This window comes from Echinicola arenosa (assembly GCF_014841125.1).
GTDB classification, from domain to species: Bacteria; Bacteroidota; Bacteroidia; order Cytophagales; family Cyclobacteriaceae; genus Echinicola; species Echinicola arenosa.
Map to the genome: position 1 here is coordinate 222,377 of NZ_JACYTQ010000005.1, position 23,234 is coordinate 245,610.

19 protein-coding genes are annotated in these 23,234 nt (G+C 38.1%); 7 read left to right on the forward strand and 12 right to left on the reverse strand.

From position 1 onward, the window contains the following. Window positions 1-452 precede the first annotated feature (452 nt). The gene (locus IFO69_RS15045; protein WP_192010951.1) at window positions 453-722 is read left to right on the forward strand and encodes a DUF6520 family protein; all 270 of its coding nucleotides are present in this window, start codon (window positions 453-455) and stop codon (window positions 720-722) included. A 62-nt stretch (window positions 723-784) separates the two neighbouring features. On the opposite strand, the gene IFO69_RS15050 is transcribed toward IFO69_RS15045, so the two are convergent. The 3 genes from IFO69_RS15050 to IFO69_RS15060 all read right to left on the reverse strand — a co-directional run bounded on the left by IFO69_RS15050 (window position 785) and on the right by IFO69_RS15060 (window position 8,045). Then, on the reverse strand, window positions 785-2,152 hold the full coding sequence (locus tag IFO69_RS15050) for a RagB/SusD family nutrient uptake outer membrane protein (protein WP_192010952.1): 1,368 nt from the start codon (window positions 2,150-2,152) through the stop codon (window positions 785-787). 1,312 nt (window positions 2,153-3,464) lie between these two features. Next, window positions 3,465-6,665, reverse strand: a complete 3,201-nt coding sequence (locus tag IFO69_RS15055) for a SusC/RagA family TonB-linked outer membrane protein (RefSeq protein ID WP_192010953.1) — start codon at window positions 6,663-6,665, stop codon at window positions 3,465-3,467. Between the two features lie 6 nt (window positions 6,666-6,671). Continuing rightward, window positions 6,672-8,045, reverse strand: coding sequence for a redoxin domain-containing protein (locus IFO69_RS15060; protein ID WP_192010954.1), 1,374 nt, complete (start codon window positions 8,043-8,045; stop codon window positions 6,672-6,674). Window positions 8,046-8,807: 762 nt separating this feature from the next. Between IFO69_RS15060 and IFO69_RS15065 the strand changes: the two genes are divergently transcribed. From IFO69_RS15065 to IFO69_RS15090, 6 genes are all read left to right on the forward strand, one after another. Further along, complete coding sequence (locus IFO69_RS15065) at window positions 8,808-9,041, forward strand: helix-turn-helix transcriptional regulator (protein WP_192010955.1); 234 nt, start codon at window positions 8,808-8,810, stop codon at window positions 9,039-9,041. 320 nt (window positions 9,042-9,361) lie between these two features. After that, entirely contained in the window at window positions 9,362-10,105 is a 744-nt protein-coding gene (locus tag IFO69_RS15070; RefSeq protein ID WP_192010956.1) for a TIGR04255 family protein, read from the forward strand. Beyond that, entirely contained in the window at window positions 10,089-10,559 is a 471-nt protein-coding gene (locus IFO69_RS15075; protein ID WP_192010957.1) for a hypothetical protein, read from the forward strand. Before IFO69_RS15070 ends, IFO69_RS15075 begins: the two co-directional genes overlap by 17 nt. After that, window positions 10,552-10,935 (forward strand): hypothetical protein, encoded by a 384-nt coding sequence (locus IFO69_RS15080; RefSeq protein WP_192010958.1) that lies wholly within the window; start codon window positions 10,552-10,554, stop codon window positions 10,933-10,935. The genes IFO69_RS15075 and IFO69_RS15080 overlap by 8 nt, the downstream gene beginning before the upstream one ends. A gap of 523 nt (window positions 10,936-11,458) precedes the next feature. Next, complete coding sequence (locus IFO69_RS15085) at window positions 11,459-11,851, forward strand: STM3941 family protein (protein WP_192010959.1); 393 nt, start codon at window positions 11,459-11,461, stop codon at window positions 11,849-11,851. A gap of 533 nt (window positions 11,852-12,384) precedes the next feature. Then, window positions 12,385-13,050, forward strand: coding sequence for a hypothetical protein (locus IFO69_RS15090; RefSeq protein ID WP_192010960.1), 666 nt, complete (start codon window positions 12,385-12,387; stop codon window positions 13,048-13,050). Between the two features lie 547 nt (window positions 13,051-13,597). Here IFO69_RS15090 and IFO69_RS15095 read toward each other — a convergent pair. From IFO69_RS15095 to IFO69_RS15135, 9 genes are read right to left on the reverse strand one after another with little or no spacing between them, the layout of a single operon-like run. Continuing rightward, complete coding sequence (locus tag IFO69_RS15095) at window positions 13,598-15,640, reverse strand: right-handed parallel beta-helix repeat-containing protein (protein ID WP_192010961.1); 2,043 nt, start codon at window positions 15,638-15,640, stop codon at window positions 13,598-13,600. Window positions 15,641-15,656: 16 nt separating this feature from the next. Further along, the gene (locus IFO69_RS15100) at window positions 15,657-16,436 is read right to left on the reverse strand and encodes a glycosyltransferase family 2 protein (RefSeq protein ID WP_192010962.1); all 780 of its coding nucleotides are present in this window, start codon (window positions 16,434-16,436) and stop codon (window positions 15,657-15,659) included. 17 nt (window positions 16,437-16,453) lie between these two features. Beyond that, entirely contained in the window at window positions 16,454-17,659 is a 1,206-nt protein-coding gene (locus IFO69_RS15105; protein WP_192010963.1) for a glycosyltransferase, read from the reverse strand. Further along, entirely contained in the window at window positions 17,660-18,577 is a 918-nt protein-coding gene (locus IFO69_RS15110; protein WP_192010964.1) for a hypothetical protein, read from the reverse strand. 7 nt (window positions 18,578-18,584) lie between these two features. After that, window positions 18,585-19,352 carry a glycosyltransferase family 2 protein gene (locus IFO69_RS15115; RefSeq protein ID WP_192010965.1) on the reverse strand — a complete coding sequence of 256 codons (768 nt, stop codon included), beginning with the start codon at window positions 19,350-19,352 and terminating at the stop codon, window positions 18,585-18,587. A gap of 30 nt (window positions 19,353-19,382) precedes the next feature. Then, window positions 19,383-19,997: an acyltransferase gene (locus IFO69_RS21810; protein WP_317173473.1), complete on the reverse strand. Its 615-nt coding sequence runs from the start codon at window positions 19,995-19,997 to the stop codon at window positions 19,383-19,385. Further along, window positions 19,975-21,123 carry a glycosyltransferase family 4 protein gene (locus tag IFO69_RS15125; protein ID WP_192010966.1) on the reverse strand — a complete coding sequence of 383 codons (1,149 nt, stop codon included), beginning with the start codon at window positions 21,121-21,123 and terminating at the stop codon, window positions 19,975-19,977. Before IFO69_RS15125 ends, IFO69_RS21810 begins: the two co-directional genes overlap by 23 nt. Continuing rightward, entirely contained in the window at window positions 21,113-22,267 is a 1,155-nt protein-coding gene (locus IFO69_RS15130) for a polysaccharide pyruvyl transferase family protein (RefSeq protein WP_192010967.1), read from the reverse strand. Before IFO69_RS15130 ends, IFO69_RS15125 begins: the two co-directional genes overlap by 11 nt. Then, entirely contained in the window at window positions 22,268-23,233 is a 966-nt protein-coding gene (locus IFO69_RS15135) for a nitroreductase family protein (RefSeq protein WP_225444160.1), read from the reverse strand. Between the last annotated feature and the right edge of the window lies 1 nt (window position 23,234).

Genomic DNA, 23,234 nt, shown 5'->3' on the forward strand with positions numbered 1-23,234 from the left:
GTTAAGGCAAAACCACACGACCCTGAAGGGGTCGAACAAAGTCCCATAAAGGAAACTACATGGATATAGGTAGGTATGAGTATTGAGAGTCTGGAGACTCAATTTTAATCGTCCCGCAGCTCAGCTAACGGGACAACGGAGGAAGTTGGAAGTACGAGGAGGGAAGGGGAAAGTAAGAAGGGGATGACAGTGGTAATCGGAAGACTTATCTGCAAGCTGGCTGGACAACTGAGAATGCTTCTCCCGACTACTGTACGGGATCGTAATGCCGTACTTGGAAATAAAAATCAAAGAATAAGCTGCCCGATTCCATGGGGCGGGTATACTAGGTGGAATCAGTACCTGTGCCAGGCAGTAATGAAAGGAGGATGCCGAAAATCCTGATAAAGAGTAGGCAAAAAATGACCATAAACGTTAAGGGATTTTGATAGTTAAAAATCCCATTTTCAACCATGAATAAATTAATGAAAAGACTGCCTGTGCTGGCTTTTGTACTGGCAGCGGCAAGTGCACTGGCATTTAATATGCCTGCGCAAGATGAACAAACAACCGTATATGGGTTGACCTATGATGAGGAGAACAATGAAGTCTGGCATCCAGTGGATCCAGATCGTGAAGGAACCGATTTTCAGTGTAATGCTGCCATGAGCACATGCCTGTACTCATCTGCCTCCACTTCATCCACTCCTATTAAACCCGGGGAATTTGAAGCACTTCCCTAAGGGTTAAGTTTCATTAAGTTAAAAGCAGTGAAGGGAGGTTCTCCTTTCACTGCTTCTTTCTATTACCTAGAGTTCTGTACTATTCCTGAAATATTGATCTCATTGGGTGGAATGGGCAACACGTACCTGTTGGAGTTTGGCAATAATTCATACTGTCTGCCATCAAGCGTACGCTGTAAGGCCATCTGTCTTCCTGGCTCCAAATTTAGCCGCTTAAGATCCATCCATCGGAGCCCCCTGAAAAGCAACTCTTTTCTTCGCTCCATTAAAACCAAATCGAGGGCTTCTTCCTTGGAATTGGCCTCCAAGTCCGAAAAGGAATTCTCCTTAATTCGATAAGACCGCAATTCATTCAAGGTCTCCATCCCCTCATCTATCTCCCCTACTCTCACCAGACATTCTGCCTTAATCAGGTACATTTCGTCCACTGCCAAACCTGTAAAGTAGCGAAAGCCACCTGTATAATTTCCTTTAAATCCGTTCCCATCAGGCTGTTCATTGAACAATACTTCTTTTCTATAATCCCCTTCCTCATAAAAGGCATATAGGCTAGGGTTTACCAATGTCATGCTGCTGGCCATATAGGAATAAGATATTACCTGATTGTAAAAAAGCAACTCGGGACTGTCCAAGTCAAAAGCATATCGGCTGTCGGTAGCTACCAAGGCATAATCCAAAAGCTCATGCTTGATCAACAATGCCGCTTCCGCATGCTCCAAGGATTTTTCATAGCTTCCCATTGATAGGTAACATCTTGCTAGTAAGGCATGGGCTGCTACTTTGGAAGGGCGGGTTACATACTCGTTTATATCGGGAAGGTCATTGATACACACCTCCAGATCATTGATCACCTGTGCATAAGAAGTCTCCAGATCGGCTCTGGAAACAGCTTCATTAATGGAACCACTTAGCTGAAGGGGAATGCCCAATTTGTGTTCGTTGTTTCCATTTTCGTAGGCCGGGGCAAAGCAGAACAGCAAATTTAAAAAAGCATTGGAACGGTAAAACCTAGCTGATGCCACTACGGTTGCCAGTTCTGAGGTTTCTTCGGGAGTCACTGGGCTTATTTCCTTTGCCTGATCTAATACCGTATTGGCATAAAAGACCTGTTGATATGGAGTGGCCCAGTCCGCTCCAAAATCGATAAAGATTTCTTCCTTCCACAAATAGGCGTTTTGTTCGATTTCGTTACGCAGTCCTTGGAAACCTTCTTCGGTTATGATAAGGTCATCACTGCTCAAAATACCCAGAGATGGTGCATCGTTCATTCCCATGTTATTGGCATCCAGTAAAGCCTGTAGGTCTTCCGTGGTCTGCGGAATGACAATGTTCTTATCGGGCCGTTCGTCAAGGAATTCCTCACAGGAGGTCAAAAGGTGAAGGATGCTGATGATCATGATCGTGAATATGGGGCTGAGTTTATTTTTCATTGTTATTTAGATTTGAGATTTGAGATTGGTTTACGGAAGCTTCGACTCCGCCCACCTGACAGGCGAGGTCGACTCTTTTCCGTCATTGCGAATGGAGCCATAGCGGAATGAAGCAATCCCGTTTTCTAAAGCTGTTTTCACCCCCTAAATCCCCCTGAAGTGGGACTTCTTGATTACATTAGTGATATCGGTTCTTCCCCCTTCAGGGGGAGGTTAGGAGGTGGTAAATTCTTTCCTCTTGTTTCTTTTCTCTTTTTTCTGTCTTGATACTTGATACTACCATCTTACTACTTACATCTAACTACTTGCTACTAAAAAAGTCCCGGTTTCCCGTCTGGAAACATTTCCCGCTGACGATGTTGTGTTATCAAATCATATGAAGAAAGTATGCGGTAAGGGACTCGTTGATAGTAGCTAGTACATAGTATTAAGTAGTTAGACTTGTTCACCTTAGCGAGAGTATTTGGTCTTGTGTCTCAGAGGCTGTCGCAATTCATTTTTTTTACTATTCTTTATTTTTTTTCGTTTACGTTAGTGGGAGTCTTGAGGCTCCCTTTTAGTTGAGTTCCAAGTCACCGCTTTGCTAGAGACTTGGAACAACTAGAAGCTAGTACATAGTATTAAGTAGTTAGACTTGTTCACCTTAGCGAGAGTATTTGGTCTTATGTCTCAGAGGCTGTCGCAATTCATTTTTTTACTATTCTTTATTTTTTTATTCGTTTACGTTAGTGGGAGTCTGGAGGCTCCCTTTTAGTTGAGTTCCAAGTTACCGTTTTGCTAGAGACTTGGAACAACTAGAAGCTAGTACATAGTATTAAGTAGTTAGGCTTGTTCACCTTAGCAAGAGTATTTGGTCTTATGTCTCAGAGGCTGTCGCAATTCATTTTTTTTACTATTCTTTATTTTTTTTTCGTTTACGTTAGTGGGAGTCTGGAGGCTCCCTTTTAGTTGAGTTCCAAGTCACCGCTTTGCTAGAGACTTGGAACAACTAGACTCCGCCCACCGCCTTTTTAGTATCACCCTGTAAACAATTTGTTTTAAACTAAACATAAATTGAGTTGGTGGACGAAGCCGTTTCTTTTAATATTCAATAGCCACCATGTAGGATAGTGAGCCTGTCCCGACCGCTGTACGGGGCCTGTCCCGACTACTGTACGGGGCCTGTCCCGACTACTGTACGGGGCTTTCATCTTTGCTTTTTTGTTTACTCTCCAAAAACAAGCCCCGCCCACCTTGGTTGTTCATACAGATAATTCGATTTTTTTATAGTTAAACATAAATTATTGGTGGACGGAGCTATTTCTTTCATGCTTTAAAAATCTATTCTCAATCCCAAGGCTATACTTTTCAGAGGCCTGCTGCTTCTGAAATCAGGATCCAAGGGATCATCTTTAGCTGCTTTCCAAAGGATACCGAGGTTATTGGCGTAGGTATAAATCTCCGCCATTTGGAAGGGCAAGGCTGGCAGGCGTTTTTTCTCCAAGGTATAACTGAGTCGAACGTCCTGTAAACGGATATGGTCGCCCGTTTCTACCAGTTCCGACGAGTAGCGGTACATATTATCCCTATTGGTATTCAGGCTTTCGGTAAAGGAAGGGACATCCGTTCGCTGTTCATCCCCGGGCTGCTGCCAGCGTTCCATATAATCCTGGTGCGCCCAAGTGCCATTCAGGATGGAATTATATACCACTGAAGCCCTGCGGTAATAATAGCCCAAACGGTAAGATAGGTTAATGGATAGGGACCAGTCCTTATAGGCCAAGGTGTTCCTAAGTGATCCAAATACCGTAGGTCTCGCAGGGCCGTGATAGTGTATATTTTCGGGCGTAAGGGCATCAAAGATGGCAGCATAATCGGTACTAGGTTCTCCATCCAGGTATCCCCGAGGATCACCAGTATCTGGATCCAAGCCTGCCCACTCGTAGCTGTAAATGGCATAGAGCGGTTTTCCCTCCAATGGATAAGGCACCGATGAGCCGCCTGCAAAACGCATATAATCCCTTACAGAGGCTTTGGTTTCGTAGGCAGTGATCTTTTCGTTTACCCAACTGAAAAGCCAATCGGTCGTCCACCTGAGCTGTCTATTCAGGTTCTGACTCCGAAGATTGATGTCCATACCCACCGTTTGGGTGCTGGCGAAGTTCCCCTTATAAGTAAACACACCTGAAGTGGGCGCCATGGGGTTATTGGCAAAAAGGTCGTCTCCTTTTTTGAGGTAAGCTTCGATGGTTCCGCCAAGAATATTATTCGAAAGTTCGAAGTCCAGCCCCAGGCTGGCGATGCTGATCTTTTCCCATCTAAGGTTCGGATTTGGCGGATTGGCAATCTGGGCATAGGGAAGTCCATTGAGGAAATTATAAGCTCCTGGCAAGTATTGGGCGGTGGTATAAGCCGTGACAGACTTGTCGATATTGCCATTATAACCGTAAGTGGCCCTGATCTTTAGGTAAGGCAGTCCCTCCCAATGGTAAAATGCTTCTTCACTGGGTGCCCAACCTGCCCCAACTGACCATAGCGGCACTCCCCTTTGGTTAGCTTCTACCCCAAAGAGGTTCGAGGCATCCTTACGAACACTGGCCGTAATATCCCATCGGTGGCCAATGTGGTAGGCACCATTAAGGAAATAGGACACAAAACGGTCCGTGGTACCACTGTGCCCTTCTCCTGCCCCAATGGTCGAATAAAAACCATTGTAATACAGGCGGTACTGGCTTACATGATCCACTTGCACACTGGTAGCCAACTCATCATTATAGCCATAATAACGATTGGAATGACTATCCCACCGGGTATCTTTTAGCTCCGTACCTGCCATCAAGTTCAGGGAATGGCCATTGTCCCAAGCGTGCTCATAGCTGAGCTGTGCCCTGAAAGTATGGCTTTGCCCAGTGCTTTGGCCCAAGTCCATGATATCCCCCATCGGTACAGGATAGTCCAAGCTGCCCAAATCATTCCCCTGCGTAAACTGGTTGATCTGGTTCCTTACTTCATAACTGGACTCGGGGAAACGGTTTCGGTTTTCAGTATTAGATTGCCAATATTGGTATTTAGCCTTGGCCTCTAGTCCTTGGGCAAGGCGGTAATTTAGTCCTGCCGTAAAACGGGCCTCATTGGTCAAGGCAGTTCTGTCCAGCAAGCCAATCTCTTCATAGGGCCTGTATTGCCAATCCAAAAGTCCCGTTCCTACTGTACTGGCGATAAACCTGCTGCTATAATCCCTGATGATCGGCCGTGCCGTGCCGTCATCTCCTACTATGTTTTCATAGGGGTAAGGCTCCGGCAAATCTGTACCTCGGTCATTTTGATCTCGGGTATAGTAGAGGCCCAGGGAAAGATCCAAGGCCGGGACCAGTTTCCAGGTATTGGAGGAATTTAAGGTAATGCGCTGCCTGCTGTTTCCTATGGTATTTTCCCGGTTGCGGTCATAGCCCAAGGAATGGTAATAGCGGTGCTGCTTGCTGCCTCCCCGGATATTGAGGGCGTACTGCTGCTGTATGGCCGCTTGGTAGAAATGATCTTCCAGTTGGCTTCGGCTGTCTTGTGTGCTAAAAACGGCCAACCGTGCTTCCAGTTCTTCCACACTTAAGTCACCATCCCGATGACTGATCAGGGCCTCAATGACCGGAGATAGCGGGGTCTTGTTGATGTTATTTTCCGCAGCACTAAAGCGACCCAACTCAAAAAGCTCCTGCTCCAAACCGATGTGATCCGCTATGGAAATCTTGGGCGAAAGATGCAAGTCCGGCTTTTCGATGAATTGGGTACTGGCATTGAAGCAAACCTTCATCCCCTGACTGTATTGACCCGATTTGGTGGTGACGACGATGACACCATTACCTGCCCGGGCTCCCCAGATGGAGGCCGCCGCCGCATCCCTGAGCACGGTGATGCTTTGCACATCATTGGGGTTGAGGTTTTCCAATGGACCATCATAGGGGAAGTTATCCACGACAATCAATGGGGAGCTATTGGCAAAAATGGTATTCCTGCCACGAATGCTGATGGGGTCTTCACTTCCTGCCGTGCGGTTGAATACCAAACCAGGGGTCACATCCTCCAAGCGATCTAAAAGATTGGTGCTGGTCCTTCTAGAGATGAGGGTTTCATCCACCACTGCAAAAGAGCCAGTAGTCCTCTCCTTGGGAATTTTTTCGTAACCTGTGGCAACCACCTCCACCCCTGTGAGGTTCAAGTCATTCTCTTCCAAGGTGATCCACACGGTTCCCTTATAGGGCACCTGTACCTCTATTTCTACAGGCAGGTAGCCGATATACTGGACTTTGAGGGTATATAGTCCCTTGGGCAGGTTCATGGAAAAGCGACCTTCTGCATCAGTGACCGTACCTTTTTGGGTGCCCAACAGCTGGATGCTTGCTCCGGGCAAGGCTTCTGCCGAGGACTGAGCGTGTACGGTCCCTTCCAGACGATAAAATGATTGTGCCATCAAAGCTTCTGGCCTGCTGATCAAAAAAGCCGTCAGGGTAAGGAGTGTATAGTAAAAGATTGTTTTCATGTTTGTCTAGTTTTTGATGGTCAGTGGTCGGTCTTTGATGACCAATACTTCTATTTCCCGCTCTCCCTGTACCAGGTCCAAGCCATGCTTATTGAGCGCGGCCTTGAGGGATGCGATTTGGCTCAGCTTACCCGTCAGGTGCAGGTCGATATTTTCGGTGATCCCTGTTTCATCCACGACTGGACGCTCACTGCGCTGCAGGTAGAAGATGTTCAGCTGGTTAAGAAGTACCCTGATGGGGAAGTTCTGCAGATGCAGTTCCGTAGGGCCAGAAGAAGAGGTTTCCTCTCCTCCTTGGGTATGGTAATTTTCCATTCCGGGTATCCGCTGAAGGACCCATACTGGGCGTAATCTTTTTTCCCTGCGGACCAGATATTGAGGAAAATAGCGGTCCAAGTCCTGCTGCATATAGGTATAGCGCTTATCCGCTTGTCCAAATGGAAGGATCAGCTCATAGCAGAAGCCATGGCCGTCCCTAAGCCAATCCAAGTAAGCCTCCCCCTTTTCCTTATTGATCCAATCTGACAGATCCGCCACCTCGTAGACCATGCGGTTATCGCCGAAATAGGTCTCCGGGGTATTTTCGAAATGGGCATAGCGGAAGACCCAGGCCAGGGGCAGGTTATACATGCTGATCCTGACACCTTTCTCCGGTCTAGGATCAGTGGGATAATACATGCCCGAGACACCCTCAATGTATCCCGTGAGGGCAGACTGTGCGATCAGGGGTTTTTCCAAGTCCCGGTTGCCCAATAAGAGCGGTACTTCGGCGCTGAAGCTTTTGACCATGGCGGACTTTTGACGAAGGGAGGCCCTGCCTGTTTTGATGGCTTGGGCGATGTTTGCCTCCGTTACCTCTTCCGGCCCTGTGATGGCGAGTACCTTGCCGTCCTGAGCGATCCAAACGTAATGTGGTAGGGTCCTGTGCGGAAAAAGCTGCCGGAGGGTATTGTCCGAAACCGCAATGGGCATTTCGATATCCCTAAGCCCCTTCAACCTCGAAAAGAGCTTGTCTACCTCTACTTGGGACTGATAGGTCACCGCTAGGATTTCCAGTTTTCCCGCAAACTCCTGCTGCAGGCTATCCAATTTGGGAAAGCCCTTCACACAAGGCGCACACCACGTGGCCCAGAAGTCCAGAATCAACAGCTTGCCCCGGTAATCGGAGAGCCGGATTTCCCCTTTCGGATGATTAAGGACATTTTCGATGAGCAGGTCGGGCACCTGATCGCCCACCTCCAGTGGCTTTACCTGCCGGGTGACGGTATCGCCTACCGCCCCCGCAGGTGGGGTGCTTGCAACTTGTCCTTGGTTTCCATAAATTTTACTTCCAAAAAGGCATAGCAATGCCAGGAAGCATGTGAATGTTGTTTTTTTCATGCTTTAACTGCGGTTGTGTAGAAAGTATTGGGACAAGACTCGGAGTCTTGTCAGATGCTAGATGATTGATGCTAGACACAAGACTGGATTTCGGAGTCGAGAACGTCCTCAAATCCGTCATTGCGATGACCATAGGGAAGAAGCAATCTCGTATTTACCCCCTCCTAGCCTCCCCCTTTAGGGTGAGGAACCGATCTCGTAAACGAAATCACTTGCCCTGCAAGCTGGCTACTCGCTAAAATCAGTCACAGACTGTTTTCTTTACGCTTGTCCCTCCCTTCAGGGGGATTTAGGGGGTAAGTCTCACGTCTTAAATCTGACGTCTAGTGTCTTTTCCAACACTTCTACATTAGTTAAGAAATTGATAAAAACCCAGTGCTAATATTGCTCCGGGCCAGGCTGCCCTACCAGACGTCCCCTCCGGAAAGGGACGAATGCAGCCAACGAATTGCGATAAAAGTTTTACTATCTGGAAATCACTCTGGATTTCTGATGATCTTTTCGTAAATGAAGTTTGGGTTTGTATTCATTTTATTAGGTATAGATTATGATTAAATAAAAACCCTCAAGCTTTATTACTTATCTGCAACAAAGAACTAACAATGAATCAAATATATAAAAATCAACCCAATAAACAATCTATAAAACATATTTTTATTTCTTTTAGTATTATTTATACATCTTTTAGACATATTTAAACTGCAATTAAGATAAAATCAAATTGATATATTTGTCTTTTTAGGTATAGATTTGATTTAATAAATGTCCATTTCAAAAAATTATAATTGCATAAAATCTGTTTTAGCAACAAAAGGAAAGACTCAAAAATGGTTATCAGAAGAGCTCAGAATAAATGTTAACACTGTATCCTCATGGTGTAGGAACACCAAACAACCTAAATATGAGAACTTGTATGAAATAGCTTTAATTTTAGGTGTTGAAATGGGAGACTTGTTGACCAAAATAAAAGACTTAAGAGATATTTCCGCCAAGTAATAAAGAAACGGCCGCTAGGTGTAGTCTGTGACTACGCCTTCCTATCCTTGGAATTTGCAATTCCACTATACAAAAACTATTTCAACAAAAGTTTTGAATCAGAAGAGGGGTAAGAAAACTCCTAATATTATGTTTTATTGCAAAGAATAATATTAAACTAACTGGGCTTGTAAGATTATCTTATCAAATTCGAGGATAAACCCATACAAAGGTGTAGATGCAATTTCACCTCTAAATATTAATTATTACTCAAAGGAGGGGGCATTTATTTAAATGGAATTTGGTCATTACCTAAAAAGATTGATATATTGTAATATATCATGAATAAACTAGCCAATGCACCTCTTCAAGAGGTTATTTTTGAAGTTCGATGGGAATTGTCCCCTGACTCATCTGGTAAGCAAATGATAGATGCCGGATTTCCTTTTGCTTTGGGTAAATTTCAAGACTTTATTAAAGGAGAATTCCCCTTGAAAATTTCAAAAGTACCTACAGAAATACCATCTCAAATGATGGGCTACCAGACCATGTACCAATTCTGGAAAGGAAATAAAACATGGCCGGTTATTCAATTCGGCCCTGGCATTTTAACTGTAAACGATACGGAGAAAAACTATATTTGGGAAGACAATTATTACCCTTTAATCAAGGAAACTATTGGTTTTCTGTTGAAGGCTTATGAACAAAAGATTAATTTTGTTGGCTGTACGCTGAGGTATGTGGATGTGGTAGAGGTAGAAAAATATGGTCATGAATCATGGGAAAGTTTTGTGAAAAAGCATATCAATATAGCCTTTGAAAACAAGTTTAATACCAGAGGAGAATTGGAAAATTTCCGGTTTGATCAATCCTTTAAGGTAAACAATCTTGGCACCCTTAACGTTAACATGTCAAGTGGTCAAAACAATAAGAAGAAACCTTTATTCATATGGCAAACGGGACTCTCTAGAAGCGGAAGAACTGATTTTACTGAGTTAGTAGAATGGCTGGAGAAAGCCCATACCTGTGCTTCAAATGTATTTAAAGAACTTTGCAAAAAAGATTTTTATGGAAGCTTTAGTTAATGAACCTGTATCAACTTATGGAACTACGCAGGGGTCTACCCTCTTCAGGCCATCTTTTTATTATGGTGAAGATTTGGCCACTGTGAGCACTGTATTTCCGAACACCCACTACTTGCCAGAGCTTGTTGTAAAAATGATGCACAAGCTATCAGAGGTGGGACAGATTAATGAAAATTGGGACAGCTATGGTGCTTCTAAACCCTCTGCAACTTCCATGCAGCTTGCAAAGGATTTTTTATTAGATTCTGCCCACTGGCAATTGCCTTTTTATTTTCTAGCACCGGGAGTAAATGGGGAAATTTTAATAGAATTCAACCAGAATAATAAAGCTGTAGAATTGTATTTTAATGACGATGGAAATTCCGAACTATTATTTTATACAAATGATGAATGTTCTCTAGAAGGAGATTTGGAACATCATTATGAAGCATTAATTGATTTTTTTAATGAGTGAATCTTATTCAGGAAAAGAAAACATATTAGAAGAAGACCGTTTGTTGAGAAGATTGGAGCATGCCCCACCTGATTTTATAATCAAACCAGACGGCACGCCTTCTTCTTCGTGTTTTTCCCTTAAAAGAGGAGAAGATGGTTTGTCTGTAGATATTGAACGCCTTACCACTTATGAGAGAAGTATTCAGAATCCTCGTAGATTTCGACTTTTTGCCTTAAGGGCTGATTATACCAGCTCTTTGGGGCTTGAAAATGTGCATGATCCGGTAGATGGAAATAATGCCCACGCTTTAATAAAAGGGGACATCAAAAAAACAACTGCTAGAAAACTAGCGAAGAATGCAGTTAAAATAAATTATCCTCCAGAAGATGCATAATTGTAGATTAATTATAAAGCTCTTCTAGACGTTGGTTATTTCGCACTAACCTTACCACCAAGAAAAATCATTCAAAATAGTAATTTAGCGATTATAATGTGATCAGCAAGGCCTTGATAGGTACCCGACGTAGAATTAGCTTACCGACTTAGTATCCGGTCGTAGCTATTATGCAGGAATCTATGAATGGGAGGATGATTATTTTTAGTATATGCCAACACCACATTCGTGCTAGCCCCACTACCCAACTCTCATAAATGGCGGAAAAATAGAGGCTTCAAAATAAAGTTTTTCATTGGAAAAAAAGTACAATAATAGGCCAAAAGAAGATGGTTATTTATTCAGACCTATCTTGACCACTTGTTCCAGAAATGTTAATCAATCTGAATTCAAGGACTAGTCCCCGACTGGGTGGAGTATGCCACTCCACCCTACTATTCTGGGAATTTGTAATTCCAGTAACCAATAACTTTATCCATGGAGGTCCAACTTATAACGAGTGGCAGAACTTAAATGACATAGCATGACTCAGGAAGTAAAAATACCTTATAGCAAGTTGAAAATTGTTCTAGTTTTTGTCGGTTCACTTGGCTTCGTTGCCGTAGGAGTTATGACTTTGCTTGATGAAAAAGGACTAACCTCCTTAATGTATAGTAGTGAAACCCTGAATAAAACAATCGGGGTTCTGTCAATTCTTTTCTTTGGAACTATTGCCGTGACAGTTCCGTGGAAGTTACTTTCAAAAAATTCAGGTATAGAAATCAATGAACTCGGAATAATTGACCATTCCAACTTATCAAGTATTGGACTGATTGAGTGGGAAGATATCAAAGAAATTCAGACGCATTCTTTTAAAAAAAAAAAGTTGGCTGTTGATCTACACTTTCCAACCACAGAAGTATGTAAACAAGGCTGAAAATGGATTTAAAAGGCGGCTATTGAAATCTAACATAAGAACTTACAAAACCCCTTTATCCATTACCTCAACCATTTTAAGTGTAGAGTTTAAAGTATTGGAGAAGTTAGTGATAGATGCCTTTGAAGAGAAAAAAAAGCATTACTGTTGAATAAATAAACAGTAATCTCATCCCTCCCCCCCAACTGGGTGTAGTCTGTGACTACGCCTTCCTATACTTGAAATTTGCAATTCCACTATAAAAAAACTATTTCAACCAAAGTTTTGAATCAGAAGAGGGGTAAGAAAACTCCTAATATTATGTTCTATTGCAAAGAATAATATTAAACTAAATGGGCTTGTAAGGACTAGTCTAACTTAAACTGTTATTTGAAAAACTGGCTTTTTTTGACGATTTTAAAAGTAGAATAAGTATCCTAAGATAGGAAAAGATGATTAGGCATTTGAACCTAAGGTCTATTGTATTTTTGAATGGGGGTGATTTTTAGGAATAAAAATAAAAGTTTGACTGTTTTACTTAAACTATCGGTACCATGATAAATAGAGAATATTTTTCGATATATGAAATTAGCGAAGCATCACTTTTGGATTTTTTTCTGGAGATATTGGAAGCCAGAAAAGTAACTTCCTTGGGGCAGGAAGAAATGGAAAATCCCAGTAGTTTCACCTATCAGCTGGTACACCTGGCTTGGATGCTGCACAGTGGAAAGCTCCGGCTAGACAGTAGCAATACAATATGGGAGGTACGCCCCAATACCGGAGAAGAGCTACCTTTTGGAGGATATCAAAAGCTGATCAAGGAAACGGCTTACCCGTCTTTGTTTGAGCTGATATGGCATTTGAAGCTCTGTTGGTTCGACACCTCCCTGATGTTTGGCTTCAGTTTTGATCTGGATGCCAGTTGGTATCATAAACGGCTTTTTCCTTTTGGGTCTGTGTACCAGCATACCCGGGATCGGACCCTGATCAGTAAGGAGAAGGATGAGTATTGGCTGATCAGGCATCATGCGAGCGGATATATGAACAAAAAGGTAAGCTATATCCAAGATGATAAAGTACAGTATTTCCACCCCAAGTCAAAGGAACTCCGGGCCCTCAGGAAAGGAAAACCAGTTAGAAGAAGAAAGACCTGCAGACCTGATGATCTGGAAGATTATGATCTGTTCAGTACGGCGTTTAAACGGTTGAAGATGAATTGAGGAGTGGGATTTTTTAGCTTTTAGACGTTGGAATTAAGAAATAAAGTTGGATTAAGTACCTGGTTATCTCAGAGTTCTTATTTCGTTTCGAAAAAACAATTTCCGATGTCTCCACTATGTATAGTCTGTGACTACCCTTTACTATCCTTGGAATTTGAAATTCCAGTTTATGGTTTGGTAAATTTTAACCCTATTATTGCACTTGGAAAGTGGCCCAATGATTCCCGGAATCCGAGGCCCAGCACCGCCGGAATAGACAAATGGCACAGTTTGACCGAAAAGGGTGGCACAATTCAAACCGTTATATCCAGATGATTGGTGATCACCCAAAATAGAATGCCAAGCATAGAAATAAACCTACTCGCCCCCTTTCCAGAAACCGCTCCCTGATGTCCAAAGATTGCAATTACCTATTTGAAAGATTCGAGGAAGTGTTTGGGATGTTTTTTTAGGGGAGTAATATAAAAGAAAGCAGCACAAAAAAAGCCATCCCAAATAAATGAGATGGCTTTAAATGAACTACTTGAATTCAATACTTAACGTCCTTTTAGTTGGTCTTCCATTTATTGGAAGAGTCAACACCGATATTTCTGGTATCAATTGTTTTAAAACCAATTTTATTTAATAACCTCTTATTATTAATCTTCAAAAACTTTTCTTCATTGTACGATACCTTTATATACTCAACCAGTGAATTTGTATCCCTACCTTTGCTTTTCCAGTTTTCAAAATCATCATCACCAAATAACAGATTACTTTCTATTGTGTCCCAATATAAATTATTGTCAGATTTGATTTTAGCTTTACTCCAGTTCCCCTCAAAAAAATCTACTCCATTAGAATAGATAATATTACTTTTAAAAGTCAACGAATTATGAGGCTCAATTCTGGTGATTTTTAGTTGATACTTTTTATTCAAGGCAAAAATATTATTTTCCACTATATTTTCTTTACCATAATGTTGGTGAAAACCTGCAAAGCAATTATAAACAATATTATTTTTGAATGTTATATATGAAGAGCCTTCATCTGCATATAGTCCCCAGCCTCCATACTCTCTTGACTCCACATCATGAATAACATTATTAGATATTACTGTACCTTCTGAAGTCCCTAAAGTATAGACTCCTCCCAAATCACTTAAATACTTTCCGTTAATATTATGGATGTAGTTTCCTATTACCTTATTTCCTCTCGCTTTACTATCCTTATAGCCCCATACCCATCCAACTGAAATTCCAGTGTACTTCAAATTGGATATCTCATTCTTCTGTATGATGTTATCACTTGAATGAAAAATTGATATACCTGTTGCACTGGGAAATAATTCACCAACATTTCTGATAATGTTGTTTGAAATAATGTTTTTATTTGATATAATGTTACCAGGATCATTAGTATTTGTAACCGAAATATTTCCTATCTTAACTGCGGTAGCCCCTATGTTCTCAAACAAACAATTTTTAACTTCACTTTTTACAACTGAAGTTCTGAACCATAGCGCACCTAATGAAAGTTTTGAGAATAAACACCTATTAAATAATATGTTTTCTGCACAATCAACTGTAACTACAGCATCAATATTTGCTGCAGCTTGAAACGGATCATTTCCAGTATCAGGCATCTTATACCCAGTCATTTTAAATTCAATTCCCTCAAAAGTAATATTTTGTACCAATCTCTTAGATTTACAATCTCCTTTTATATAGATTAGTTTATCAGTTGTCGGAATGTAAAACTTACTTCCACCATTCAAATCTTCCTTCCTCGGAATATAATATAAAACATTATCCTGAGATAGAAACCATTCCCCCGGTGAATCCAATGCGCTAAAAAAATTCTCAACATAAAATCGACTATGATCATCAAATTTATTCCAAGGTTTCATACCCTTTCCTTGAAATAAAAGCTCACCGGATTCAATCTTTCCTTCGGTTAAATATCTCTTCGTATTATCCCATTTATGGAATAATACTATTAAAGGAGGTTCATGTGCTTTAATACTATCCTTTTCTGAAAACAAAGATTCATCATGAAATATCGAGATATTAGCACTTAAAGGAATTCGGCTATTCCCTTGATTTATAACTTTTTGAACGACCTTATCTACCCTATATAGCTCGTCCCCATTTGGAGACTTTGCTCTATAAACGTTACCATTATTAACAAAAAGCTGCTCAAAATACGAAGGCTCTCCGCTGGAAGCCGCTATATGCGTCTGCCATAGTTTCATGTCCTTCTTTTCAAAAAACAATTCTCGAGCCCCAACAAATTCTACTTTCTCGTTTTCATAATTTGAGAACAAAACTTTATGTTCGTCCCCGGAATCACGGATATCAAATTCAACTGACCTTCTAAAAATATAGATACCTTCTCTAAAGTAAACTGCAATATCTTCATTTACCTCACCTTTATTCCTTAAAAATCTAATAGCATTTCGTGCTCCTTCTAACGATTTAAATGGTTTTTCGAATGAACCAGTATTTTTATCATCACCATTGACAGATACGTAAAAATCCTTCCCAAATATAATTTTGGAATTCGCCACACACAGCAATAAAGCTATTACTATTTTTATGTTCAATTTCAAGCAAATGATTTTTTTATTAGTTCTTCTTACCTGAATACATTTTTTTTACTTGAGGAAAAAAACTAAACACCTTAGTAAGGTATCTTGAATATAAGAATAAATAATTTGACCTTACTCCATTTTCACGCAAAGCTATTAAACTCTCTTTATTTATGACTATTTTACTGTCGAGAGAAGCTGTGCTCACTCCACCCGTCCTCATTTTAATAATAGACATGGGTATGTAGTGATATGAAAGTTTATTAATTAACAAAAACCGGGTTAATAATTCAAAATCAGCAGCTATTTTATAGTAAGTTTTATAATAATCATATTTTTCAAAATTCTTCCTAAAAGTAAAAAAAGTAGGGTGTGCCGGCATGTAGCCAAACCTAAACTTCCATGGTGCGAAATTTCTACTTGAATAATACCTAATTGTTTTATTTAGATTACTAGGGCGTACAAACTCTACGTCCGCAAATACACATTCAACTTCATGCCCCTTAAAAGCATCGACTATAGCAGATATAGACTGAGAAGAGGAATAGAAGTCGTCAGAATTGATTATTCCAACTATATCCCCAGTTGCCATCTTGATTCCCTTATTCATGGCATCATACAACCCCTTATCTCTCTCAGAAATCCACTTAGAAACAGTACAGTTATTTTTCTTTATTATCTCAACAGTTCCATCATTAGACTTACCGTCTACTATTATGTATTCAATATTGGGATAAGTCTGGTTTCCAACGCTATCTATAGTATCCTGCAAAGTTTTAGCAGAATTGTATGAAACTGTTATTATACTTACTTTCACCTAATGTAATAATTTACTTATTTTCCTATTTTATCATTATTAGTATACATAAACTTTGGTTTATCACCACGACCATACAGATAATGATAAACTTGTTTCATTTTTTCGGCCTGAAATTCCCAGTCATATTTTAATATTAGTTGATGAGCATTCTCACCCTTTTTCTCCAAACTTTCATTCTTTTCTCCTAGGGCCTCATCTAAACATCTATCAATATTTTTCTGCGATAGACCAACCCACCACCCTGCATCATAATCTAAAATCTCTTTCCAGGGAGTCCCCTTTGTAGTGATTACCGGTAATTTAGCTGCCATAGCCTCTGCGATAGCAATACCAAAATTTTCTGTGTGACTTGGCAGTACAAATAAATTGCTCGAATAAAATGCATCCAATCTCTTTTCACCGTTTAGAATTCCTAAAAAATGAAATCTATTCGCCGCTTTTGCTCTTTCAATTAAGGACTCAATTTTTTTTAAATAGGGCTTATCATACACAGGTCCTGCTATTAGTACTTGCCATTCCGGGTACTTATCCTTTATCTTCAAAAAACCCTTTATCAAAAATTCTATGCCTTTCTTCGGATGAACTCTTGACAAAAATAATATGTATTTCTTGCTAACTTCTAATCTTAACCTTTCTCTTGATACTCTATTATCCTTGGTGTTATTAAATTCGGACAACTCAACCCCGTTCGGCACCACAGCTATTGGAGATTTAATCCCCAAACTCCTAACCGCTTCAAGTTCTCCAATATCAGTAACATGTATACATGAACAATTATTGAGAATATTCTTTTGAAACAAATACCACGCAATTTTTTTCTGAAACGTGCCCTGATTTAACGACCATGGATATAATGATCCTCGCACAGCCACAACTAGACGAACATTTTTACGCTTTCTAAATTTTTTATAGGCAACAAAAGGAATGTAATTCCACAAATTGTGAGTATGAAGTATTATTTCATCTCCAACTATATTTTCATTTAGATACTTAGTTAATAAGCTTGAAAATCTCAGTTTTAATGAAATGGTATGTTTGAATGATTTCCAGACTAAACTATTTTCGTTGATCACTTGATTGAACTCTTCATTATCAAATCTAACTGACAACATCTCATTCTCAACACCTAATTTTTGCAAATATTTAACCAAAAAGGGAACGGACTTTGCCGGTCCTCCATAACTGTCATCTAAATTTTCTACTAAGTGAATAATTTTCATTTAATAACCTCTGCCGTTTTCAATAACATTAACTAAAAAACCAATAGATTTAATTCCAAAGTAAACCATAGTAATTATTACACCCCAATTAATCCCTCTCTTATATTGTAAAGCATAATATAAAAAAGAGAAAAAGACCAAGACAATCATTCTATCACTTCCAACAACCATTATTGCTAATAATAGAACGAAATTTATGATTAATGACTCTCCTCTTCTTTTTGAATAATAAACGGAAAGTATTGACAATGGAAGAGCTTTTAAACACGAAACTAAATCGATTCCCTCATAGTAAAACCCAAGCTTTCTCAAAATATGACCTTTCATTATAAAAAAAACTAAAACTATCCCCAGTCCCAAATAAAGTATATTTTTGTTTAGCTTTAATGAAGAAAATATTCTTTTTATCTGAGGAACTATATAAATCAAAGCCATTCCTAAATATAAGATGCTAAATTGGAGATGAGTAAAAACTGTAACGATAACAAAAAAATAAAACTTCTTTTTATCATCAATATGATAAAGAGAAAGCAAGAAAAAAATTAAACCAAATTTCAGTCTTTCTAATTCAGTATAAACCGCGATAAAATAAAAATTCGTAAGACACAATAAAACAAGCACAACAACCGAAACACCATATTTCTTTCCTAACCTTATAAATGTTAATGCTAAAATAGAGTTTGCCAAAGAAGCAAATACAATTTTAGGAACTCCTAAAATTGAAAAACCCCAGGCTAAAAAGTAATAGACAGGCTCATTTGAACCAATTATTTTATAGTACAATACATAACCCAAGAAAAAATTTATTCCCTGAAATGACTCATAAGCTTTAATATATAATTCTTGGTCTCCTTTTGTATAAATTGACAAAACAGATAGGGAAATAAAAAAAATTAATACCGAAATAAACTTAATCACTACTATGCTAGTTTCCTTTTTTATAGCCCCGTATGAGTAACCCAATACTCCTCCTAATAATAAAAAAATTACTTGATATCAATGATATTACAGGATTGCAGATCCCATTCTTCATCCGGGCCCTATGATAAGCCAAAAAAGTTTGTTTGAAATTTGTCTGACTAACCCCCCCAACTGCCATTCTTGAAAGACACTCATCCATAAATTCAATTTTTGTAAATGGATTTTGTTTTAGTACCCTAATTGACCACTCATAATCCATTCCTAAGCGATAAGAAATATCATAAAGCCCATACTGTTGAAAAAGATCTCTCCTAATCAACATTCCCTGATGCGGAAGATAATTTCTGTAACGTTGTTTTGAGATATTAAACTCTTTTCCTATTGTATATAAAATATTATTATTTTCATCTACCATAGCCACTTTCTTCACCAATATATCAGCTTGACTGTTCTTTAAAGCCTCTATAACATTGAGTAAACTATGTTCATTTAAAAGGGAATCCCCAGAATTCAGAAACAATAAATACTTCCCTCTTGATTTTTTTATTCCTTTATTAAATGCATCAGCTATCCCTTGGTCCGCCTCAATCAAATAATTATCAATCAATTCAAACTCTTTTATTAATTCTTGACTACCGTCATTAGAAAGTCCATCTATAACTAAATATTCATAATCATTTGAAGAAACATTCTTTTGACTTTTAATGGATTTAAAAGTATCCTTAAGCCCGTTTAAATTATTATAATTGATTGTTACTATTGACAAGTACATTGATATGACTTAAAATGCAAATTAATTTGGTTATATATAATCTATTTTTTTTATAAACTTTGCAGGGTTTCCTGCCCAAACTTCATTTTTGGGAATATTCTTACTTACTACACTTCCAGCTCCTATCACTGATCTTTCCCCAATCGTAACACCTTTTAAGATAATACAATGTCCACCTATCCAAACACCATCTTCAATATTAATACCACGATTTTTCACCGTTCTATCAGGAATGTTATTTAAATATGGACTCATTCGATTTTCGAAGTCAAGGGAGTGAAAATCTGTGTCGTAAAATTTGCATCCTCCTCCAATTAAGACATTATTTCCTATACTAATGGATTTTCTACATATGAAGGTGGAGTTAGAAACACCAACATTATCTCCAAACTTTAATTTTGCATTTTCAGAAACAATAATATTAAACTTTTCATCGCCTCCGATAATGTTATTTCTTCCACAATTAAATATATTTTTTCTTCCAAAATATAACGTTCCTTTATTTCGAATATAAATTCTACCACGAATTACAGGATATTCTAAATATTCATTTCCCCTTATGTGAAATACATTAAATATTTTATCCAGGATAAAGGGAGGCCAAAAACTTTTGATAACTTTTTTAAATATTTGATTTTCTAACATCTTCTATAAAATCATATGTCATTTTAAGATTCAAATCAAACGAAAAATTCCTTTTGGAAAATTCAATACCTCCATCACCTAAGCCTTCTCTTAATTCTTCATTTTTAATTAACTTCCATGCAAATTTTAAAAATTCATTTTTATTAGAATACAAATAGCCTGTTTTACCATGTAACACTAATTCATTAAGAGAGCCAACATCACTTGCTAAAATAGGTACTCCATGTGATGAAGCTTCTATTACTCCTCTAGAAAAGTGTGGCTCTTCGAATGGACATACAAAAATATTTGAAGATTTTATCAAGGATTCTGGGTTCTTTATGAATGGAAGTAATATTATGTTTTCATATTTGTTAGCTTCTATTTGTGAATTATCATTTGCACCAGCTAAAATAAATTTAACAGAATCATCTTTGGAGACTATTTCTCTTGCGTAAGAAATTAATTTTTCCCAACCATTTCCAGGTGAAAACCTAGCTAAATAAAGAAAAACGATATCTTTTTTATTTATCCCAAAATCTTTTCTTCCATCAATGTTCAACTTTCTTTTAGTAAATTCTGCTTTTTCAACAAAATTATGAATGATTCTTTTTTTAACTTTAGTATCATTAAAAGAATTTGAAAAATTAAGAGACTTCATATCATAAGCACTGATTGCTATAAAACCATCAACATACTTTTTTGAAAAAAATCTTAAAGGTAAACCATATATTCCTTTCCTAATTGGTTCTCGAACATGACAAATAACTGTTAGATTTGGATTGATTTTTTTTGCTGCTATTGCGACCGGGAACAAACAAGTACTATTAAGATATACAATATCAGGATTTTCCTTTTTAATTATCCGTTTTGCATTTTTTATACTATTCTGCAAAAAGAAAAAGTTCTTTAAAAGCAGTAAAATACTTTTAGGTGATACATTAGAACCATGGAAGGGTCTTATCCCAGATACAATTTCTAATGGAACACCTACATTTCCTATAACATCATTACCAGGTCCATTAAATATATTCATTACTTTGGCATCAAATTCTTCATGATTAATACCTCCTAGAATATAACTTAAACTTTTTGGTGCGCCTCCTAAGTTTCCACTATGGTGAAAAAAAAGAATTTTACTTTTCATATTCTACTAACATCCAAACTTTATCCCACATTTCATTAACTTCATCCTTCAAATCACCCTTTTTGTGGGTTAATATCCTTTTTATATCATCAATATTTTCAAATGTTTTTATTACTTTTTTTTCTATCATTTCCATATTGTCTTTGATCTCTAAAACACCATCTTCAATACCAAAATCTTCAAAAAGCATTTTATATTTGTGATTCCAACTAGTTGCAAAACACGGAATTCCTTGGTTCAATGCACTAGCTACACCATGATATCTTGAGGAAATTACTAATTTTGAATTTCCAATTATACCTTTTATTTCTTTAGCACTCAAGCCGCTAACAATTCTTAACTTATTTTTTAATATTGAATTAATTTTTTCACATATTGTCATATCTCCCTTTCCCTCATGATTCAATAAAAAAACTTCATGTCCATTTCTCTCAATCATTTGTACCAACTCTTTCATAAACTCTACATACTCATTTGATGTTCCATCAGTATGTGTTATCATCTTTGAGTTAGGTATAATGCAAACAAAGTCTTTTAACCCTTCATATCCTTTAGGTACAATTCCATTTACTAATAAGGTGAAATCTGGATATTTATAAATATTATTTGTTCCATTTACTGCATTAGTTAAAAAATTATAGGATATTTCCTCTCGTGCTATGATCATATGAGCATATTTATTAATAGTATTAACAGACTCCTTTCCATTAACACTTTCAAATGGACCAAATGCTTGAGGTAGGAAAACTATCTTTGACCCCAACTTACTTAGTTTTCTATAGTAAATTTCATTACTCTCAATCTTTTCATTTGAGTAATTCCATTGATCTGAAAACTGAAAACCTGAAGCATCAAGTACCAAATCAACATTCTTAATGGCATATTTAGAAGTAAAATAATTATCGGATAATTTTATTCTTTTTAATATCCCCCTAGCTATTCTAGAAAATTTCAGACCAAATCTCCTAGTTATTTTTATATTAAGGCCTAATTCATCCGCATTAATACCTTTATATACAGAATTATATATCACCTCGCTATTTGGAGATTTTTTTTCTATTTGCTCAAGAATAGCTACTAACATTAATTCCGCTCCCTTGTTTAAGGTGTTAGTTCCATCTATTTGAATTTTTAACTTCTTCACTTAATTATATTTTCTAATAGTTGATAAAGATTTTTTTTCAGAAAATGCTACTTTTCCTTCCGGATCAGGATAACCAATAGCCATACACATTATTGGTCTTTGATACTTTTCCAAACTAAGAACCTCCTCCATTTCTAACTCTAATTCTTCAATATCAGGCCAGTTAATTGAGCAGGATGATAAACCTAAGGTTTCCAGAGCTAGCATAAATGTCATATTTGCCAGGGACGAGTCTATATATATTATATGTCGATCTCTTTCATGAAAATATGCATCTAAATTCCCTATCACCACCACAATCATTGGAATACCATTTTCATACCCTTTTACCCCCCTAGGAATCGAACGAACTTTTCTCAAAAGGTTCGCATCATCTATAATTCTATACTCAAATGGCTGCCTATTACATGCACTAGGAGATTGAACTGCTGCCAAAATCGCTTTGTCAACCAATTCTCTAGGAACAGGTTTTGATAGAAACCACCTTACAGATCTTCTGTACTTTGTCAATTTGTAAAACTCATCATACGTAATCGTACTTCGAGATTTTGCATCGCGATTATAAGGAATGGATAGATTATCAACCATTCCATTTTTAAAGCACCCATTTGTTTTTGCCTCAAATTTACTTCTACAATTAGAAATTACAGCATGCTCCTCAGTTACTTTAAAATATTCAAACAACACATCATAAAACCACTTATGCTGTTTTTCGCTACTTACTAAATTCCTATCCCAAACATTAATAAAAGCATCTGTAGTTTCTTCAATATAATCTAAGGCAAAAACCCTCCGTCTAGGCCGCATCAAAAGACCTTTTTCTATTCTATGGGTATTTCTAATCAATGTATATATATTAGACTTATCGTTCTTTAACTTTTTTAAGTGAGATACCTTACCATTCAAAACGGCATATTGTTCCCTCTTAAAGTTTCCTGAAAATAAAATGTAGTATAACCCACTCATA

Excerpts from the sequence above, each read along its gene's own strand:
- IFO69_RS15135 (WP_225444160.1), bottom strand. The coding sequence starts at position 23,233 with ATGAGTGGGTTATACTACATTTTATTTTCAGGAAACTTTAAGAGGGAA.
- IFO69_RS15125 (WP_192010966.1), bottom strand. The coding sequence starts at position 21,123 with ATGAAAAGTAAAATTCTTTTTTTTCACCATAGTGGAAACTTAGGAGGC.
- IFO69_RS15070 (WP_192010956.1), top strand. The coding sequence starts at position 9,362 with ATGAATAAACTAGCCAATGCACCTCTTCAAGAGGTTATTTTTGAAGTT.
- IFO69_RS15080 (WP_192010958.1), top strand. The coding sequence starts at position 10,552 with ATGAGTGAATCTTATTCAGGAAAAGAAAACATATTAGAAGAAGACCGT.
- IFO69_RS15075 (WP_192010957.1), top strand. The coding sequence starts at position 10,089 with ATGGAAGCTTTAGTTAATGAACCTGTATCAACTTATGGAACTACGCAG.
- IFO69_RS15105 (WP_192010963.1), bottom strand. The coding sequence starts at position 17,659 with ATGAAAATTATTCACTTAGTAGAAAATTTAGATGACAGTTATGGAGGA.
- IFO69_RS15065 (WP_192010955.1), top strand. The coding sequence starts at position 8,808 with ATGTCCATTTCAAAAAATTATAATTGCATAAAATCTGTTTTAGCAACA.
- IFO69_RS15060 (WP_192010954.1), bottom strand. The coding sequence starts at position 8,045 with ATGAAAAAAACAACATTCACATGCTTCCTGGCATTGCTATGCCTTTTT.
- IFO69_RS21810 (WP_317173473.1), bottom strand. The coding sequence starts at position 19,997 with ATGTTAGAAAATCAAATATTTAAAAAAGTTATCAAAAGTTTTTGGCCT.
- IFO69_RS15115 (WP_192010965.1), bottom strand. The coding sequence starts at position 19,352 with ATGTACTTGTCAATAGTAACAATCAATTATAATAATTTAAACGGGCTT.
- IFO69_RS15045 (WP_192010951.1), top strand. The coding sequence starts at position 453 with ATGAATAAATTAATGAAAAGACTGCCTGTGCTGGCTTTTGTACTGGCA.
- IFO69_RS15085 (WP_192010959.1), top strand. The coding sequence starts at position 11,459 with ATGACTCAGGAAGTAAAAATACCTTATAGCAAGTTGAAAATTGTTCTA.
- IFO69_RS15055 (WP_192010953.1), bottom strand. The coding sequence starts at position 6,665 with ATGAAAACAATCTTTTACTATACACTCCTTACCCTGACGGCTTTTTTG.
- IFO69_RS15090 (WP_192010960.1), top strand. The coding sequence starts at position 12,385 with ATGATAAATAGAGAATATTTTTCGATATATGAAATTAGCGAAGCATCA.
- IFO69_RS15050 (WP_192010952.1), bottom strand. The coding sequence starts at position 2,152 with ATGAAAAATAAACTCAGCCCCATATTCACGATCATGATCATCAGCATC.